Genomic DNA, 17,955 nt, shown 5'->3' on the forward strand with positions numbered 1-17,955 from the left:
TATCGCAAGCACAGCACCGCACCGCATTCAAGGGATTCCATCATGTTAAATCCGCAACCGATTCCGTCGTACCTGATCCAGTCCGAAGCGGTACGCGAGCGTTTCGACCGCCTGAAATCGCGCGAGGTGATTCTGGAGGTGCGCGATCTCGGCAAGCGCTTCGAGACGCCGCAAGGCGAGTGCACGGCGCTCGACGGCATCAGCTTCAAGACGCACCGGCGCGAGTTCGTCTGCGTGATCGGACCGTCGGGCTGCGGCAAGTCCACGCTGATCCGCATTCTCGCCGGGCTGGAGCGGCAGACGAGCGGCAGCGTGCTGCTCGACGACAAGCCCGTGCAGGGGCCGGGTGCCGACCGCGGCATGGTGTTTCAGGGCTACACGCTGTTTCCGTGGCTGACGGTCAAGAAGAACGTCATGTTCGGTCTGAAGATGAACGGCCACAGCACCCTGCATGCGGAACGCGAGGCGCTGCAATGGCTCGATCTGGTCGGCCTGACGAAATTCGCCAATGCCTATCCGCATCAGTTGTCGGGCGGCATGAAGCAGCGCGTGGCGATTGCCCGCGCGCTCGCCAACCGGCCGCGCATTCTGCTGATGGACGAACCCTTCGGCGCGCTCGACGCGCAAACGCGCGCGAAGATGCAGACGCACCTGCTCGATATCTGGCGCAACATCGACGTGACCGTGCTGTTCATCACGCACGATCTGGACGAGGCGATTTTTCTCGCCGACCGTATCCTGGTCCTGAAGGCGAATCCCGGCGAGGTGCAGGAGCTGATCGAAGTGCCGGTGTCGCGGCCGCGCGATTATTCGCAGGTCACGTCGCCCGAGTTTCTGGCGACCAAGGCGCGGCTCGAAGCCTTGATCCATCCGCCCACGGACACCCATGACGACGAGGACGACGTCGTCAAACCGCACATGATCCGTATGACCGATGTCGCGGACAACGTCGAATAGGTCGCAACCCTCGCGGCGGTACCGCCGTTACGCCGCATTGCAGCGGGCGGCGCGGCCTGTTCGGCCGGGTGAAGAAACTACGGTATGCCGGTGCTGCGGCGCCGCATGCGGGGGAAACAGGCTGGGCTCTGGCGCCGACCATGCAGGGTTCGTCGCAAACGGCCGGCGCGCATCCTGAGTGAGCGCGTGAACATTACCGGATCGTAATCACCCGCCGGAGTGCTTGACGGTATGATTTCACCGTCAACGCCCACGCGGAGCAACCGATGCGAATCCTGGTGATCGAGGACGAGCTGAAAACAGCGGCCTACCTCAAGAAAGGCCTGGAAGAATCCGGCTATGCGGTCGACGTGGCGAACGACGGCCCGCAAGGGCTGATCCTCGCCCAGGAAGAAGAGTACGACGTGATCGTGCTCGACGTGATGCTGCCCGGCATGGACGGCTGGACCATCGTCAAGACCTTGCGCGCCACGCGCACTACGCCCGTGCTGTTCCTCACCGCGCGCGACGACGTCGACGACCGCGTGCGCGGTCTCGAACTCGGCGCGGACGATTACCTCGTCAAGCCCTTTGCCTTCGTCGAATTGCTGGCGCGCGTGCGCACGTTGGCGCGCCGCGGCCCGCCACGCGAAAGCGAACTGATCAAGGTGGGCGATCTGGAAATGGATGTGAACCGCCGGCGCGTGAAGCGTGGCGGCATGCGCATCGATCTCACGCCGCGCGAATTCTCGCTGTTGCAACTGCTCGCGCGCCGTCAGGGTGAAGTGCTGAGCCGCACGCAGATCGCGTCGTATGTGTGGGACATGAATTTCGACAGCGACACCAATGTGGTCGAAGTGGCGATCCGCCGCCTGCGCACCAAGATCGACGACAACTTTCCCGTCAAGCTGATCCACACCGTGCGCGGCGTGGGCTATGTGCTCGAACTGAAGGACATCGCTTGATGCGCGGCCGTTCGCTTGCCGCGGCGCTTGCGCTGGCGTTCGGCGCGACGACGCTGGCGGTTTTCGTGCTCGTCGGCAGCTTTCTGTATGTCGCGCTCGAAAAGCAGATCAAGGCGCAGGACAATCTCGACATCGTGCTCGCCGCGCGCCACGCGCGGCGGCTCGCCGAAGAACTGGATTCCGCGCAGGGCATTCGCGAGCACAGCGAACGCTTGACAAGCATCGTGCTCGGCAACGAAGCCATGTCGATGGAAGTGTTCGATCCCGACGGCACGCGGGCGATCGAACACAACATCGCCGGCGCACTCGCCGTGCCGGATGCGGCAAGCGGCGCCGCGACCATTGCGGCATTGCCGCCGCTCGCGCGGGTTGCCGCGACGGCGCGCATCACCGAGACGGATATCGGCGACTGGACCGGCCGCGGCGGCGCGCCGATCCGCGGCATTCTCACGGACGCGCGGCTGCGTAACGGCGACACGGCGAGCGTGCTGGTGGCGCGCAACATGAGCGACCGCTGGCTCCTGCTGGACCGTTACCGCGACAAGCTCAACATGGCGGGCGTGGCCGGCGTGGCGCTGGCCATGCTGCTCGGTTATCTGCTGATTCGTGCGGCGCTGAGGCCGTTGCGCGATATAGCGGCGAGCGCGAGCCTCGTCACGGTGAATCGCCTCGATACGCGGATCTCGGTGGCGCGCGTGCCGAGAGAACTCGAGACGCTGGTGGCCTCGCTGAACGCGATGCTCGAGCGCGTCGAGCATGGTTTCCAGCGTCTGTCGCGTTTCACCGCCGACCTCGCGCACGACATGCGCACGCCGCTCAGCAACATGCGCGGCGCCGCTGAAGTCGCGCTCGCCCGGCCGCGCTCCGTCGATGAATACGAAACGCTCCTCGCCTCGAATCTGGAAGAGTGCGACCGGCTCTCGCGAATGATCGAGAGCGTGCTGTTTCTGGCGCGCGCCGAACATCCGCAGTTCGTCAAACAACTGCGCGAATTCGACGCGGGGCAGGAGTTGACCCATATCGCCGACTACTTCGAAGGCATTGCCGAAGAGGCGAATGTGCGCGTGCGCGTGAACGGCGCGGCCAACGTGACGGCGGATCTCGAACTGTTTCGCCGCGCCGTGAGCAATCTGCTCGCCAACGCCATCCGCTATACGCCGCCGGTCGGCGAGATCGTGCTGGACGCGAGCGCGTCCGCCGACGCGGTGCGCGTGACCGTGGAGAACCAGGGACAGCCGATTCCCGCCGAGCATCTCGAACGGATTTTCGACCGCTTCTATCGGGTCGATCCGTCGCGCAGTTCGCTGCCGTCGGCGGGGTTGTCGCAAGGGTCCATGGGGTCGACGGGGCTCGGGCTTGCCATCGTGCGCACCATCATGGAACTGCACGGCGGCTCGGTGCATGCGGAGAGCGATGCGCGCAGTACGCGGTTCGTGCTGAGGTTTCCGCGCGCCAGGTGAGGACGCACAACCGGTTACACAGACCCCGCCGCGCTCTGGCTTTCGCCACCCCACGTCCCGCCTAACGCCTTCAGCAGCAACACACTCGACTCCAACTGCCGCTCGGCAATCTGATCCGCGATGCGCTGGTTCGTCAGCGCAATCGTCTGCGCGGTCACCACGTCGAGATAGCTGACCGCGCCCGCGTTGAAGCGGTTCGTCGTGAGCCGCAGCGACAGGTCCGCGGCCGTGGTGGCGCGCTGTTGGCTGGCGGCTTCGTCGGTGAGCGCATGCAAGGCGGACAGGTTGTCCTCGACCTGCTGGAACGCCACCAGCACCGACTGACGATAGTCCGCGACCGCGCCGTCGTATTGCGCCGTGGCGCCGTGCAGGCTGGCCTTGCGCTTGCCGCCGTCGAACAGCGTGCCGGCCAGTTGCGGTCCGAGCGACCAGAACAGACTCGGCGCGCTCAGCCACGGCGCGAAAAACGTGCTTTCGAGACCGGCGCTCGCGGACAGCACCAGATCCGGAAAAAACGCCGCATGCGCCACGCCGATCTGCGCATTCGCGGACGCCACGCGCCGTTCGGCGGCGGCGATATCGGGACGCCGTTCCAGCAGTTGCGACGGCACACCAGGTGGAATCGCGGGCGGCGTCGCGGCCGAACCGTTCGGCGGCAGCGTAAAGGTCGATGCCGGCTCGCCGATCAGCGTGGCGATCGCGTGCTGCATCTGCGCGCGCGTCACGTCGATGTCGGTGTCTTGTGTGCGCGTCGCTTCGAGCTGCGTCGTGGCCTGGGCGACGGCGGAGGCATCGATCGCGCCGTCTTTCAACTGCTGCTGCAACAGCTTCAACGCGGCGGCGTAGGCGCTCACGCTGTCGTCGAGCAGCTTCTTCTGCGTATCGAGCGAGCGTAGTGAGAAATAGTCGACGGCCAGATCGGCGCTCATCGACAGGCGCACGCCTTCGAGGTCCGCTTCGCTCGCCTGCGCGTCGGCCTGCGCGCCGTTGACGCTGTCGCGTACCCGTCCGAACAGATCCGGCTCCCAACTCGCGGCCACGCCCGCCGAATAGTCCGGCACGGTCTTGCCCGCGAGCGATCGCCCTTCGACGTTCTGCGAGGTCCGGAAGCGCTCCTGCGCGACACCGGCGGTGATGGTCGGGAAGAATCCGGCACGCTGATAGTCCACCATCGAGCGCGCCTGCTGAACCTGCGCGACGGCCTTGCGCACGGTCTGGTTCGACACGTCGATGCGCGCCTCGAGCTGGTTCAGCACGGGATCGTTGAAGAGCGTCCACCAGGGGCCGCGCGGCGCGGCGTCGGCCGGCGCGGCCTGCGCCCAGCCGGGTGCGGCGCCCGTATGCACGGCGCCCGTCTGCACGGCGCCCGCGTAGTGCGCCGGAATGTCGGCGCTCGGGCGCTGGTAGGGCGGCAAGGTCGAGCACGCGCTGAGCAGCGCGCCGATCAGCGTGGCCGCCAGCGCACGGCGCGGCAGCGGCCTTGAAAGAGACAGGGAAACATCGGCAAATCCTTTCTGTGACGTGACGAGGCACTCAGCTGTGCATGGCCGGCATGATTTGCACCATCTGGCCGGTGGCGAGCGAATCGCCGGGGTTGTCGATCACGCGATCGGTGGCGGCGAGTCCCGTCGTGATTTCCACGTGCGTGCCGAAATCGCGGCCGATGTGCACGGTCTTGAGCAGCGCCCGCCCGTTGCTGTCGACCACGGCGACCGTCACGCCGTCCGGCCGGAACAGCAGGGCGCTGACGGGCAGATCGAGCGCCGGTGTGGTCGATTGCAATTGCAGATGCACCTGCGTGTAAGCGCCGGGCATCAGCGCGCCGTCCTTGTTGTCGACGTCGACCTCGACGCGCAGCGTGCGGCTCGTCGGATCGATCGAGCCGGTGCTGCGCGCCACCTTCGCCGCGATGCGACGGCCCGGATACTGCTGGGCGGTCAGATACACGCCGGTGGCCGGCGTGACGTACGGCGCGTCGTTCTGCGGCACGTCGACGAACACGCGCAGCACGCCGTTCTGCTGGATATGGAACAGCTCGCCCGACATGCCCGCGGTGCCGGGCGTGCCGCCCGCTGTCACCAGCGCGCCGACGTCGACGTTGCGCGCGGTGATCACACCGTCGAACGGGGCGGTGATCTTCTCGTACGAAACCAGCTCGGCGAGATGCGCGACATTGGCCTGCGCCGACGCCAGCATCGCGCGGCGGGCTTCCATGTCGCTGACCTTCATGTCCGTGTCCTGTTGCGCGACCGATTGAGTCTTCAACATCTCCTGCCAGCGCTGCGCGGTGGTCTTCGCGAAGTCGAAATTAGCCTGCGCGGTGGCTTCGTCGGCGCGGGCCTGGCGCAGTTGTGCGTCCAGATCCGGGGCTTCGATCGTCGCGAGGGTCTGGCCGCTTTTCACCTGCGCGCCGATGTCGGTGTTCCAGTGCGCGAGGTAGCCGCTCGTGCGCGCGTAGATCGATGCTTCGGCAAATGGCGTGACGGCGCCCGGCAGCAGCAGTTCGTTGACGGTCGGCGCGGCGCGCGGTGCGACCACCGACACGCTGAGCATGCTTTGCGCTTGCGTTTGCTGCGTGAGCGCGGCGCTTGCATGCAGACGCGGCACGATGCCGACGATCAGCAAGGCCACTGCAAGACCGCTCAGCGCGAACGGCCAGAGACGGCGGCGCGGTTTGACGGTGGGGTCGCGGTGGGACGTGGGGTCGGCGGCGTGCATGCTTTCGTTGCCGCTTGCAGGCTGAGCGGCCGCGCCGGCTTGCGCAGCGCCAGCGGTGTGAGCGGTGCCGGCGGTTGCCACGCCCGTGGTTGCCTGCTTACCCGACTCCGGCGGAAATGATGAATCGTTCATGGGATAGGTCTCGTCGAAATCAAAGAGTGCGGGCCGGGACGGCGGATTCGTGTTTTTCGCTGCGAGCCGCGCGGCGTTTGTCGAGCCACGCATGCACCATCCCGTAGACGACGGGGACGAACAGCAAGGTCGACACCGTGCCGAGCGCGAGGCCGCCGATCACGGCGCGGCCGAGCGGCGCGTTCTGTTCGCCGCCGTCGCCGAGGCCGAGCGCCATCGGCAGCATGCCGATCAGCATGGCGAGCGCCGTCATCAGCACCGGACGGAAGCGGCTGAAGCCGGCTTCGAGCGCGGCCGCGAGCGGCGGCTGGCCGCCGTGGTGGAATTCGCGCGCGGTGTTGATGACGAGAATGCTGTTGGCCGTGGCAATGCCGATGCACAGAATGGTGCCGGTGAGCGCCGGCACGCTCAGGCGGGTGCCGGTGCTGAACAGCATCCACGCGATGCCGGCGAGCGAGCCTGGCAAGCCGCTGATGATGATGAACGGGTCGAGCCACGACTGGAAATTGACCACCATCAGCAGATAGACGAGGCCGATGGCGAACACGAGGCCGCTCGCGAGGCCGCTGAACGAATCGTGCATGGCCTGCACCTGGCCGCGTACGACGATGGACGCGCCCGGCGGCAATTGCGGCCGGATCTGATCGACGAGCCGGTTCACGTCCGCCGCCACGCCGCCGAGATCGCGCCCTTGCGCCGACGCGAAGATATCGAGCACCGGCTGCACGTTGTAGTGCGAGACGACGGCTTGCTGCGTGCCGCGTGTCAGCGTGCTCAACGCGCCGAGCAGGTTCTGCGGCGCGGGACCGGCGCCGCCCGCCGAGGCCAAAGCCGCTGCCGTCGTCGCGCCGGAGCTGCCGCCGCTCTGCGCGACCGGAATATTGGCGAGCGCCTGCAGCGAGTTGACGTCGTACTGCGGCATCATCGCCATCAGCGGATAGCTCACGCCGTTGCGCGGATCGAGCCAGAAATTCGGCGAAGTCTGCGAACTGCCGGAGAGCGCGATCAGCAGATTCTGCGACACGTCGCGTTGCAGCAGGCCGGCCTGAATCGCCCGGGTGCGGTCGACATTGACGTTGATCGCGGGCGCGTCGCCGGGCTGTTGAATGCGCGCGTCGACGAGGCCGCGCACGCCGCGCAGTTGCGCGAGCAGGCGGTTCGCCACCACGCGGTTGGCGTCGAGCTTGTTGCCGACGATCTGGATATCGATCGGCGCGGGCAGGCCGAAGTTGAGAATCTGGCTGACGATGTCGGCGGGCAGGAAAGCGAACGTGACGCCGGGGAAGTCTTTCGTCAGCGTGGTGCGCAGCGTCGCCACGTATTGCGCGGTCGGCTTGTGTTTCGGCGCGAGCGTGATCATCACGTCGGCATCCTCGGAGCCGATCGGGTCCGACGAGTCGTAGGTCAGATTGATGCCGCTCACCGGCACGCCGATGTTGTCCAGCATCGCCGCGAGTTCCTGCTTCGGGATCACGTCGCGCACGCGGGCTTCGACCTGGTCGGTAATGCTCGCGGTGTCCTCGATCCGCGTGCCGGTCGGCGCGCGCAGATGCAGGCGGATTTCGCCGGTGTCCACCGCCGGGAAGAAGTCGCGCCCGGTGAACGGCACCAGCGCAAGCGAGCCGATGCAAAGCAGCAGAAAGATCGCGATGAAGCGGCGCGGACTCGCTATCGCCGCGCCGAGCACGCCGCGATAGCGTTCGCGCAGCCGCTCGAAGCGCTGCTCGAAGCCGGCCTGAAAGCGGATCAGGCACGCAATCGGACCGTTGCCGGTGACCGGCGCGTTGCTGCGCGCGCGCATCAGATACATCGCGAGGGTCGGCACCAGCGTGCGCGAGAAAAAGTACGACGCGATCATCGCGAACACCACCGCTTCGGCGAGCGGCACGAACAGATAGCGGGCCACGCCGGAGAGCAGGAACATCGGCACGAATACGATGCAGATCGACAGCGTCGAGACGAAAGTCGGCACGGCGATTTCGCCGGAGCCGTTCAGGATCGCGTCGTGCAACGGCTCGCCGTTCTCCAGATGATGCGTGATGTTTTCGATGGCGACCGTGGCGTCGTCGACGAGAATCCCCACGGCGAGCGCAAGGCCGCCGAGCGTCATGATGTTGATGGTCTGGCCGAGCGCGGACAGCGCGATCAGCGAGGTCAGCACGGCGAGCGGAATCGATACCGCGATGATCAGCGTGGCGCGCCAGCTGCCGAGAAAGAGCAGGATCATCAGGGCGGTGAGGGCGGCGGCGATCAGCGCCTCGCGCGCCACGCCCACCACGGCCGACTTCACGAACACGGATTGATCGGACAGCGCGGTGATGTGCAGCGCGCTCGGCAGGCCGGCGGCGATATGCGGCAGCATCGCCTTGACCTGCTGGATGATCGTGAGGGTCGAGGTGCTGCCGGATTTTTCGATGGTCAGGAGCGCCGCGCGTTTGCCGTCGCTGCGCACGATGTTGGTTTGCGGCGCGTAGCCGTCGCGCACATGGGCGACGTCGCGCACGTACACCACGCCGCCGGCGACCGTCTTGATCGGCAGATCGTTGAGCGCGGCCACTGTGTCGGTGCTGCCGTTCATCTGCACGTTGTATTCCTTCGTGCCGATCTTCGCCGTGCCGCCCGGCAGGATCAGGTTCTGCGCGTTGACCGCGTTGACCACGTCGAGCGGCGCGAGTCCCTTGGCCTGCAGCGCGCGCGGATCGATATCCACCATGATCTGCCGTACCTTGCCGCCGAACGGCAACGGCACCGACGCGCCTTGCACCGTCGCCAGTTGCGTGCGGATCTGGCTATTGCCGAGATCGTAGAGTTGCTGTTCGGAGAGCGTGTTGCTGGACAGGCCGAGTTGCAGGATCGGCACCGTCGACGCGTTATACGTGATGATGTTCGGCGGCAATGTGCCCGGCGGCAGCACGCGCAGGATCGACGCCGAATTGGAAGCCGCCTCGGCAATCGCACGATTGATGTCCGCGCCCGGATGAAAAAAGATCTTCACCACGGAGACGCCGTTCAGCGATTGCGACTCGATGTGCTCGATATCGTCGACGTCCGAGGTCAGCGCGCGCTCGTAGTTCGACGTGATGCGGTTCGCCATGTCCTGGGCGGAGAAGCCGTTAAAGCTCCAGACGATGCTGACCACCGGAATATCGATGTTCGGAAAGATATCGGTCGGCGTGCGCAGTATCGCCAGCGGGCCAACGATAAAGATCAGCACGGCGAGGACCACGAAGGTATAAGGGCGGCGCAGCGCGAGCCTGACTATCCACATGACGGATTCCTGAAAAAAGGCCGATGGAGGCACGCGTCGGTGCAGTGCTGCGGGGGGGGCGCGTGACGCGGGCTTCGTGATTCAGGAGTGTGGCGTGGCGGCGCTGACGGGCTGCCGTCGGCTAGATTACCGTTCTGTTATGTAGGCGCTGATGCGAATGCGCCGGGACGTGGCGTCGCGTGTCTTCAGGCGCGCGTAGATAACAAAACGGTAATCGGGAGGTCAGTGCTTCGACAGGGGAAATGACAAGAATGGCAAGCGTGGTTCAGGCCACGCATTGCTTGCCCCTAACCCGGAGAGACATCATGAAATTGCTTACCGCTGTTGCCGTCACCGCACTTAGCCTGGTGTTCGGCGCGAATGCCTTTGCGCAAACGAGTCCAGCTGGGCTGACGCGCGCCGATGTGATGGCGCAGTTGCAGCAGGCACAGGCTGAAGGTTTGGTGCCGTCAAGCAAAAACGACTATCCGCCGTCGGCCACCGAAGTGGCGCGAAATCGGGAGATCTATGCGATTCGGCACGGCACGGATGACGCCGCTGCGGCGCGCACGGCGCAGATGCCGGCAACGCAGGGGGAACCAGCTTCGAATTGAGGTGGGAGGGTCCGGTTCCCCGCCGGCGACCGGTTGCTGACGCTACGAACGGTCGCGGTTGCGCGCCCGCGTTGCGCCGGTAATGACCGCGACGCCGAGCAGAATGACCGCCACGATGGCAATCGTATGTTGAGCGACGTGCATGGCCATCAATCCCCAGGACACGCCGCCGATCAGAATGATCCAGCCAACCAGATATATGAGCAGGGTCATCTTTTCTCCTAGTTCGAGTCGACGTAGTAGGTCTATCGAGTAGCAGGATTCGCGCCCGACGCCGGCTGGTCGCGCCGGCGTTCGGAAGCTGAAGGAGAACAGCGCGATGACGAAGTGCGGCTCGCCCGCTTCAACCGCAAGCCGGCGCGGCCTTCTTGCACGCCTCGGCCAGTTGCGGCGGCGGATCTTTCTTGAACACGGTCTTATAAGACTCGAGCACGTTCGACTGAATCACCGGCAACGATTGCACGCCGATCCATGCCGGCGGCGTCTGGCCGATCAGCGCCTTCATCATCGCCATCGCCTCGGCGACGCCTTGATCGTACGGACGCTGCGAGCCGGTGGCCTTCAGCGGCCCGCCCTTGGCGATTTCGATCGCGGATTGAAGTCCCAGATCGACCGTTGTCATGGGGATATTCACGCCTTGCGCGCGCATCGACGTGAGCGTGTCCAGCGCCGGCTGATCCCAGACGGCGAACAGACCCTTGACGTCAGGATTGCCGGTGAGGAAGTCGCCCGCGATCTGCCCGACTTTGGACGGGTCCGTGAAAGCGACCTGCTTGATCTTGATGTCCGGACGGTTTTTCTTCAGCCAGTCGTTGACGGCCTTGGTGCGTTCCGTCGTGCTGAAGTAATCCACGCCGAAATTCACGAGCCCGACCGTTGCGCCTTGCGGCACGCACGAGGCGAGCACTTTGGCCGCGATCTGGCCGTTGCCTTCGCTGTCCGCCGAGATCATCGCCGAGTATTCCTCCGGATGCTTCAGGCCGGTCGGCACGTTGTCCATGAAGACGAGCTTGATGCCGGCCGCGGACACTTTCTTGTAGGTGGCGGCCGTCGCCGTGCCGTCGACCGGAATCGAGATGATGCCGTTCGGGTGGCGCTGGATCGTGTTCTCGATATCGGCGATCTGCTTGTCCACCTGATATTCGGCCGACGCCGTGCCGATCACTTCCACGCCGTACTTCTTCAGCGTATCGGTGATGCCCGCCACCTGCAGTTGCGACCAGTCGAGATTCATGGTCTGCATCGAAATGCCGACCTTGAACTTGCCGGCTTTGATCTTGGCGATGTCGGCGTCGGTCAGCTTCACGGCATCCACCGATGCGGCTTTTTCGCCGTTCGGTCCTTGCCCGACAATCGTCTTCGGTCCGATCGATCCCGCAGGCAGGCTGGTTACGCATTGCGCGTAGGCGCCCGAGGAAGCCAGACAAGCGGCGGCGGCCGCCGCCACGACACTGGCTAACGCTATTCTTGAGCCACGACGTTGTTTCATGTTTCTCCTCCGTTGGTCTGCATGTCTGTGCTTCACGTCTTCACGTCCGAACTACTCTGATTCCTGCCTACTTTCTGGTGAAGGCAACCGCCGCGACGATGATCACGCCTTTGATCACCAGTTGCAGCGACGAACTCACGCCGAGCAGCACCAGCCCGTTATTGAGCGTGCCGATGATCAGACTGCCGAGCAGCGTCCCCAGCACGAAGCCGCGGCCGCCGAACAGACTGCAGCCGCCCAGCGTGACGGAGGCGATCACATCCAGCTCCATGCCTTGCACGACATCGGGCCGCGCCGCGTGCGAGCGCGCCGAGAGCACGAGCGCGGCGAGTCCGGCCAACATGCCGGTGAGAATGAAGGCGAGGGTGGTCACGCGCCGCGTGTTGATGCCCGAATAGAGCGCCGCCGTCGGATTGCCGCCCGCCGCGTAGATCTGCCGGCCGAACACGCTGTAGTGCAGCAGCAGAATGCCGGCGATCACGGCGAGCAGCGTCCAGATGATCGGCACCGGCACGCCGAAAATATCGCCCTCGCCGAAGATCGAGATGAACGAGTCGTTGTCGATGATCACGGGCTTGGTGGTCGTGACCATCAGCGCGAGTCCGCGCGCGGCGCTCAGGGTGCCGAGCGTGACGAGAAACGAAGGAATGTTGACCCGCGTGGTCACGATCCCATTGATCGCGCCGACGATCGCGCCGGTGCCGATGCCGGCAATCGCGCCGATGACCCAGTTGTTGCCCACATACGCCATGGCGAGCGCCGCGGACATGCCCGAGAGCGCCAGCGTCGAGCCGACCGACAGATCGATCTGCCGCGCAATGATCACGAAGGTCATGCCGATCGCGATGATCGAGACCAGCGCGGTTTGCCGGCCGATATTCAGGAAGTTGTCGATGGACAAGAACCACGGCGACGCGAAGCTGAACACCACCAGCAGAATTGCGAACGCAGCATACAGCGCATAGGGCCGGTCGCCTTGCAGCAGTGCTTGCGCGATGCGCCGCATACGGCTTTTCTGCGGCGGCGATGCCTGCCGTTCGGCCGTCAGCGGCGAGACAGATTCATTCATGTTGCGGGCGCCTCGAGGGAAGAACGGGAAAGTTGGATCAGGTGATGCAGCGCTTCGGCGTTGGCGAGTTCGGCGCGCTCGACGGTGTTGACGATGCAGCCGTCCGCGACAATCGAAATCCGGTCGCACAGGCGCAGGAGTTCGTCGAGGTCCGACGACACGATGAGCACACCGGTGCCCGCCTGCGCGGCGTCGCTCACCACGCCGTAGATTTCCTCGCGCGCGCCGACATCCACGCCGACGGTCGGCTCGTCGAGCATGAGCAGCTTGGGCCGCGGATGATTCCACTTCGCGAAGACCACTTTCTGCTGATTGCCGCCGGATAAAAACTTGACCGCGGTGGAGGAGTTGGGCGCCTTGACGGCCAGCTCTTTCATGGAGCGCTTCGCCTGCTGAACGGCGGCCTGGCTGCGCAGCCATCCCCAGCGGGAAAAATGCGGCAAGCGCGGCAGCGTCAGGTTGCGTTCGATCGAATGGTCGAGCACGAGGCCTTCGAGATGACGGTCTTCGGGCACCAGCGCCACGCCGAGTTGAATGGCCTCGGCGGGCGTGATGCGGGCACGCGTTCGGCCTTCGATCTCGATGGCGCCGGCGTCGACGGAGCGAAGGCCGAAGATGGTTTGCAGAATCTCGGTGCGGCCGCTGCCGATCAATCCCGCGAGTCCGTGGACTTCGCCGCGGCGAAGCACGAGGTCGATGTGATGCAGGCGGTCGTTGCTGACGTTCGATAACTTGAGCACGGGCGCAGCGCCGGCATTGGACGCTTCTTCGGAGGTCGCCGCAGTGCTTGCGGTTGCGGCAACCGCTCCATCGCCCACCGCTGTTTTCTGCCGTGCCTGCAACGCGGCATGAGCGGGACCGACGATGGCCGCCACCAGTTGCTTCATATCCGTTTGCGCCGTCGTGAACGTGCCGGCATTCGCGCCGTCACGAAACACGGTGACGCGCTGCGAAATCCGGAACACCTCATTCAACCGATGCGTCACATAGATCACGCCGACGCCGCGGGCCGTGACCGCGCGGATCGCGTCGAACAGAATCTGCTCTTCGCCGCCGGTCAGCGCGGAAGTGGGTTCGTCGAGAATCAGCACGCGCACTTCGCCCATCAGGGCCTTGCAGATCTCGGTCATTTGCCGGTAGGCGAAGGGCAGCGAACCGACCGGCACTTTCGGATCAAGCGGGATGCCATGCGAGCGCAAAAACTCGCCGACCGTGGCCATGAGCTGGCGGTTCTTCACGAAGCCCAGACGCGTGCGCGGCTCGCGGCCCAACATGAGATTGGCGCCGACCGACAGCGATTCGACGAGACTCAGATCCTGGTAGACCACGGCGACACCCGCATCACGCGATTGCGCCGGCGAGCCGAACGCCACTGCCTGACCGGCGATTTCGATGACGCCGTCGTCGTAGGCGTGCACGCCGCTGAGGATCTTGATCAGCGTGGATTTGCCCGCGCCGTTTTCGCCGAGCAGGGCGTGGACTTCGCCGGGCAACACTTCGAGGTCGACGCCGCGCAGCGCTTGCACGCCGCCAAATCGCTTGGTGACGCCCGCAACACGGATCAATGGAACCTGAGGCGATGACGCGGCCGCGACCGCAACCGGCTCACTCATCTGGCATGTCTCCTTCGTCCACGCGACGAAATTCTTTTCTTTGTATCACGCTATCCGGCCGAAACCGTGTTGTGATCTTCGCATCATGAATATGGTGCGTCAATAACATTCACGGGCCTTCGCCGGGCTTCAGCGGTTGTTCGTGTAACGATTGCTCGCAAAGCTTGTTATGATTCTATCAATCGTTGTAGCATAAGTGCGAACAAATTGTCGGCGGCTGTTGTGCGTCGCATCATATTTTCGGATGTCTTATGCCAGAAGCCCCATTGCAGTCTTCCTCGGTCGTCGCGCTGCGCGGCACACCGATCGTCCATCCCGAGCGCAATCCGGGTATGCCGTTCGACGCGTCCTGGCTCGACGGCCTGCGCGTCAATCAGTCGGCGGTGGAACGGCGCACCGCCACGCTCGGCACGCGCCGCAGCGTGAAGAAAGATGCGCAGGCGGCCTGGCTGCTCAAGGCCGTCACCTGCATCGACCTCACCACGCTCAACGGCGACGACACCGAAGGCCGCGTGCGCCGGCTCTGCGCAAAAGCGCGCCAACCGGTGCGCGCCGATCTGCTCGAAGCGCTCGGCATCGCACCGCAAGGCATCACGACGGGCGCGGTGTGCGTGTATCACCGGTTCGTCGCAGCGGCGGTCGATGCGCTGCACGGCAGCGGCATTCCGGTTGCGGCGGTATCGACGGGTTTTCCCGCCGGCCTGATCCCGCATCCGTTGAAGCTGAAAGAGATCGAAGCGTCGGTCGCGGACGGCGCGCAGGAAATCGACATCGTCGTCACGCGTGAATATGTGCTCACCGGCAACTGGCAGGCGCTCTACGACGAAGTGCGCGACTTCCGCGCGGCTTGCGGCGCGGCGCATCTGAAGACCATTCTCGCCACCGGCGACATCCGCACGCTGTCGAACGTGGCGCGCGCCTCGATGGTCTGCATGATGGCCGGCGCCGACTTCATCAAGACATCCACCGGCAAGGAAGGCGTCAACGCGACGCTGGACGTGTCGCTCGTGATGGTGCGCATGATCCGCGAATACCAGGAGCGCACCGGCGTGCTGATCGGCTTCAAACCGGCGGGCGGCGTATCAACTGCGAAGTCGGTGCTGTCGTATCAGATCCTGATGAAGGAAGAACTCGGCCGTGCGTGGCTCGAACCGGAGCTCTTCCGCATTGGCGCATCGAGCCTGCTGGCCGATATCGAACGCCAGCTCGAACATTACGTGAGCGGCCGTTACTCCGCTTTCAACCGTCACCCCGTAGCCTGAACAGAAGACCGATCCCATGAGCGTAGCCGAGTATTTTTCATCGATGGAGTACGGTCCCGCACCCGAGGACGATCAACCCGCGCGCGCCTGGCTGGCGCAGCATGAGGGCAGCTTCGGGCATTTCATTGGCGGTGCGTGGCATGCGCCCGCGGCGGGTGAGCGCTTCGCTTCGCACGCGCCCGCGACGGGCGAGCAACTCGCGGAGATCGCCCAGGGCGACGCGGCCGACATCGACGCAGCGGTGGCCGCCGCGCGCGCCGCGCAGCCGGGTTGGCTCGCGCTAGGTGGCGCGGGGCGGGCACGCCATCTGTACGCGCTCGCGCGCATGGTGCAGCGTCATAGCCGGCTCTTTGCCGTGCTCGAAGCGCTCGACAACGGCAAGCCGATCCGCGAAACGCGCGACATCGACGTGCCGCTCGTCGCGCGTCACTTCCTGCATCACGCGGGGTGGGCGCAGTTGCAGGAGAGCGAGTTCGCCGATTACGCGCCACTCGGCGTGGTCGGTCAGATCGTGCCGTGGAATTTCCCGCTGCTGATGCTCGCGTGGAAGATCGCGCCGGCCATCGCCACGGGCAACTGCGTCGTCCTGAAGCCTGCTGAATACACGCCGCTCACCGCGTTGCTGTTCGCCGAACTCGCGCATCGCGCGGGCTTGCCGGCCGGCGTGCTGAACGTCGTCACCGGCGACGGACGCACGGGCGCGGCGTTGGTCGAGCATCCGCAGGTCGACAAGATCGCCTTTACCGGTTCGACCGAAGTGGGCCGGCTGATCCGTTCGGCCACGGCCGGCTCGGGCAAATCGCTGACGCTCGAACTGGGCGGCAAGTCGCCCTTCATCGTTTTCGACGATGCGGATCTGGATGGCGCCGTCGAAGGCGTCGTCGACGCGATCTGGTTCAACCAGGGGCAGGTCTGTTGCGCGGGCTCGCGGCTGCTCGTGCAGGAAGGCATCGAGGCGCGCTTCATCGCCAAACTGAAACGGCGCATGGAGACGCTGCGCGTGGGCACGTCGCTCGACAAGAGCATCGACCTCGGCGCGATCGTCGATCCGGTGCAACTCGAGCGCATCCAGTCGCTGGTGGAAACCGGCCGCCGTGAAGGCTGCTCGGTGTGGCAGTCGCCTGACACGACGATGCCTGCTAACGGCTGTTTTTATCCGCCGACGCTCGTCACCGGAGTCGCGCCGGCTTCCACGCTGGCACAGGAAGAAATCTTCGGTCCGGTGTTGGTGACCATGAGCTTTCGCACGCCCGATGAAGCGATCGCGCTCGCCAACAACTCGCGTTACGGACTCGCCGCGAGCGTGTGGAGCGAAACCATCGGCCGCGCGCTCGATGTCGCGCCGCGGCTCGCAAGCGGCGTCGTCTGGATCAACGCGACGAATCTGTTCGACGCGGCGGTCGGCTTTGGCGGCTATCGCGAATCGGGTTATGGCCGTGAAGGCGGACGTGAGGGCATCTACGAATATCTGAAACCGCGAGCCTGGCTCAATCTTGCGGAGCGTCGCAAGACGCGTCTCGTGGAGAGCGCGGCCACGCTCGGTCCGTTGTCGAACGTGACGTCGATCGATCGCACCGCGAAACTCTTTATCGGCGGCAAGCAGGCGCGTCCTGACAGCGGCTATTCGCTGCCGGTGCATGCGCCGGACGGCACGCCCGTTGGCGAAGTGGCCGCGGGCAATCGCAAGGACATCCGTAACGCGGTCGAAGCGGCGCGCGCGGCGCAGAAGTGGTCGCAGGCGAGCACGCATAACCGCGCGCAAGTGCTGTTCTATCTGGCGGAAAACCTGGCCGTGCGCGCGGACGAATTCGTGCGCCAGCTCGTGGTGCGAAACGGGGCGACGGAAGCCGCGGCGCGTGCCGAAGTGGACGCCTCGGTGCAGCGTCTTTTCACTTACGCGGCTTGGGCCGACAAGTTCGACGGCGCGGTGCATACGCCGCCGTTGCGTGGTGTCGCGCTGGCCATGCATGAGCCGCTCGGCGTGATCGGCATCGCCTGCCCGGACGAAGCGCCGCTGCTCGGCTTCGTTTCGCTGGCGGCGCCCGCGCTGGCGATGGGCAATCGCGTGGTGGTGTTGCCGAGCGAGGCGTCGCCGCTCACGGTCACCGACTTCTATCAGGTGGCCGAGACGTCCGACGTGCCCGGCGGCGTGCTGAACATCGTCACGGGCGAACGCGGCGCATTGCTGCCCGCGCTCGTCAAACACGACGACGTGGATGCGGTCTGGTGCTTCGGCAGCGCGGCGGATTCGACGCTGGTCGAGCGTGAATCGGTCGGCAATCTGAAACGGACGTTCGTCGATCACGGCCGCCAGTTCGACTGGTTCGACCGTTCGAGCGAAGGCCGGCCGTTCCTGCGTCAGGCCGTGCAGGTCAAGAACATCTGGATACCGTACGGAGATTGACCGCCAAGCCGGCAGCCGTACCAAACGTCTTAAAGCAAAGACACGC

Annotated in this window: 13 protein-coding genes; 6 read left to right on the forward strand and 7 right to left on the reverse strand. The window is 65.2% G+C overall.

Annotated features, from left to right (window positions below; genetic code table 11):
- The first annotated feature begins 42 nt into the window (after positions 1–42).
- From P0D80_RS18245 to P0D80_RS18255, 3 genes are all read left to right on the forward strand, one after another.
- Positions 43–957, forward strand: a complete 915-nt coding sequence (locus P0D80_RS18245) for an ABC transporter ATP-binding protein (RefSeq protein ID WP_342960411.1) — start codon at positions 43–45, stop codon at positions 955–957.
- 266 nt (positions 958–1,223) lie between these two features.
- Positions 1,224–1,901, forward strand: coding sequence for a heavy metal response regulator transcription factor (locus P0D80_RS18250; RefSeq protein ID WP_132377213.1), 678 nt, complete (start codon positions 1,224–1,226; stop codon positions 1,899–1,901).
- Positions 1,901–3,361, forward strand: a complete 1,461-nt coding sequence (locus P0D80_RS18255; protein WP_408285843.1) for a heavy metal sensor histidine kinase — start codon at positions 1,901–1,903, stop codon at positions 3,359–3,361. Before P0D80_RS18250 ends, P0D80_RS18255 begins: the two co-directional genes overlap by 1 nt.
- A 14-nt stretch (positions 3,362–3,375) precedes the next feature.
- Here the strand turns inward: P0D80_RS18255 and P0D80_RS18260 are convergent, their stop codons facing one another.
- From P0D80_RS18260 to P0D80_RS18270, 3 genes are read right to left on the reverse strand one after another with little or no spacing between them, the layout of a single operon-like run.
- Positions 3,376–4,854: an efflux transporter outer membrane subunit gene (locus P0D80_RS18260; RefSeq protein ID WP_408285930.1), complete on the reverse strand. Its 1,479-nt coding sequence runs from the start codon at positions 4,852–4,854 to the stop codon at positions 3,376–3,378.
- 40 nt (positions 4,855–4,894) lie between these two features.
- Entirely contained in the window at positions 4,895–6,211 is a 1,317-nt protein-coding gene (locus tag P0D80_RS18265; protein WP_408285844.1) for an efflux RND transporter periplasmic adaptor subunit, read from the reverse strand.
- A 19-nt stretch (positions 6,212–6,230) separates the two neighbouring features.
- Positions 6,231–9,479 (reverse strand): efflux RND transporter permease subunit, encoded by a 3,249-nt coding sequence (locus tag P0D80_RS18270; RefSeq protein WP_408285845.1) that lies wholly within the window; start codon positions 9,477–9,479, stop codon positions 6,231–6,233.
- Positions 9,480–9,784: 305 nt separating this feature from the next.
- On the opposite strand from P0D80_RS18270, the gene P0D80_RS18275 reads away from it, so the two are divergent.
- Positions 9,785–10,072: a DUF4148 domain-containing protein gene (locus tag P0D80_RS18275; RefSeq protein WP_408285847.1), complete on the forward strand. Its 288-nt coding sequence runs from the start codon at positions 9,785–9,787 to the stop codon at positions 10,070–10,072.
- Between the two features lie 42 nt (positions 10,073–10,114).
- Here the strand turns inward: P0D80_RS18275 and P0D80_RS18280 are convergent, their stop codons facing one another.
- The 4 genes from P0D80_RS18280 to P0D80_RS18295 all read right to left on the reverse strand — a co-directional run bounded on the left by P0D80_RS18280 (position 10,115) and on the right by P0D80_RS18295 (position 14,243).
- A complete protein-coding gene (locus P0D80_RS18280; protein WP_165923918.1) occupies positions 10,115–10,285 on the reverse strand; it encodes a hypothetical protein in 171 nt (56 codons plus the stop codon).
- A gap of 130 nt (positions 10,286–10,415) precedes the next feature.
- Positions 10,416–11,561 carry a substrate-binding domain-containing protein gene (locus tag P0D80_RS18285; protein ID WP_132377208.1) on the reverse strand — a complete coding sequence of 382 codons (1,146 nt, stop codon included), beginning with the start codon at positions 11,559–11,561 and terminating at the stop codon, positions 10,416–10,418.
- 67 nt (positions 11,562–11,628) lie between these two features.
- On the reverse strand, positions 11,629–12,630 hold the full coding sequence (locus tag P0D80_RS18290) for an ABC transporter permease (RefSeq protein ID WP_106308951.1): 1,002 nt from the start codon (positions 12,628–12,630) through the stop codon (positions 11,629–11,631).
- Positions 12,627–14,243: a sugar ABC transporter ATP-binding protein gene (locus P0D80_RS18295; protein ID WP_408285849.1), complete on the reverse strand. Its 1,617-nt coding sequence runs from the start codon at positions 14,241–14,243 to the stop codon at positions 12,627–12,629. The genes P0D80_RS18290 and P0D80_RS18295 overlap by 4 nt, the downstream gene beginning before the upstream one ends.
- A 251-nt stretch (positions 14,244–14,494) precedes the next feature.
- Between P0D80_RS18295 and deoC the strand changes: the two genes are divergently transcribed.
- Both deoC and P0D80_RS18305 read left to right on the forward strand, forming a co-directional pair.
- Positions 14,495–15,505, forward strand: coding sequence for a deoxyribose-phosphate aldolase (deoC, locus tag P0D80_RS18300; protein WP_408181406.1), 1,011 nt, complete (start codon positions 14,495–14,497; stop codon positions 15,503–15,505).
- Between the two features lie 16 nt (positions 15,506–15,521).
- The gene (locus tag P0D80_RS18305) at positions 15,522–17,909 is read left to right on the forward strand and encodes an aldehyde dehydrogenase family protein (protein WP_408285851.1); all 2,388 of its coding nucleotides are present in this window, start codon (positions 15,522–15,524) and stop codon (positions 17,907–17,909) included.
- The last annotated feature ends 46 nt before the right edge of the window (positions 17,910–17,955 follow it).

The organism is Paraburkholderia sp. RL17-373-BIF-A, assembly GCF_046030175.1.
Taxonomy (GTDB): domain Bacteria; phylum Pseudomonadota; class Gammaproteobacteria; order Burkholderiales; family Burkholderiaceae; genus Paraburkholderia.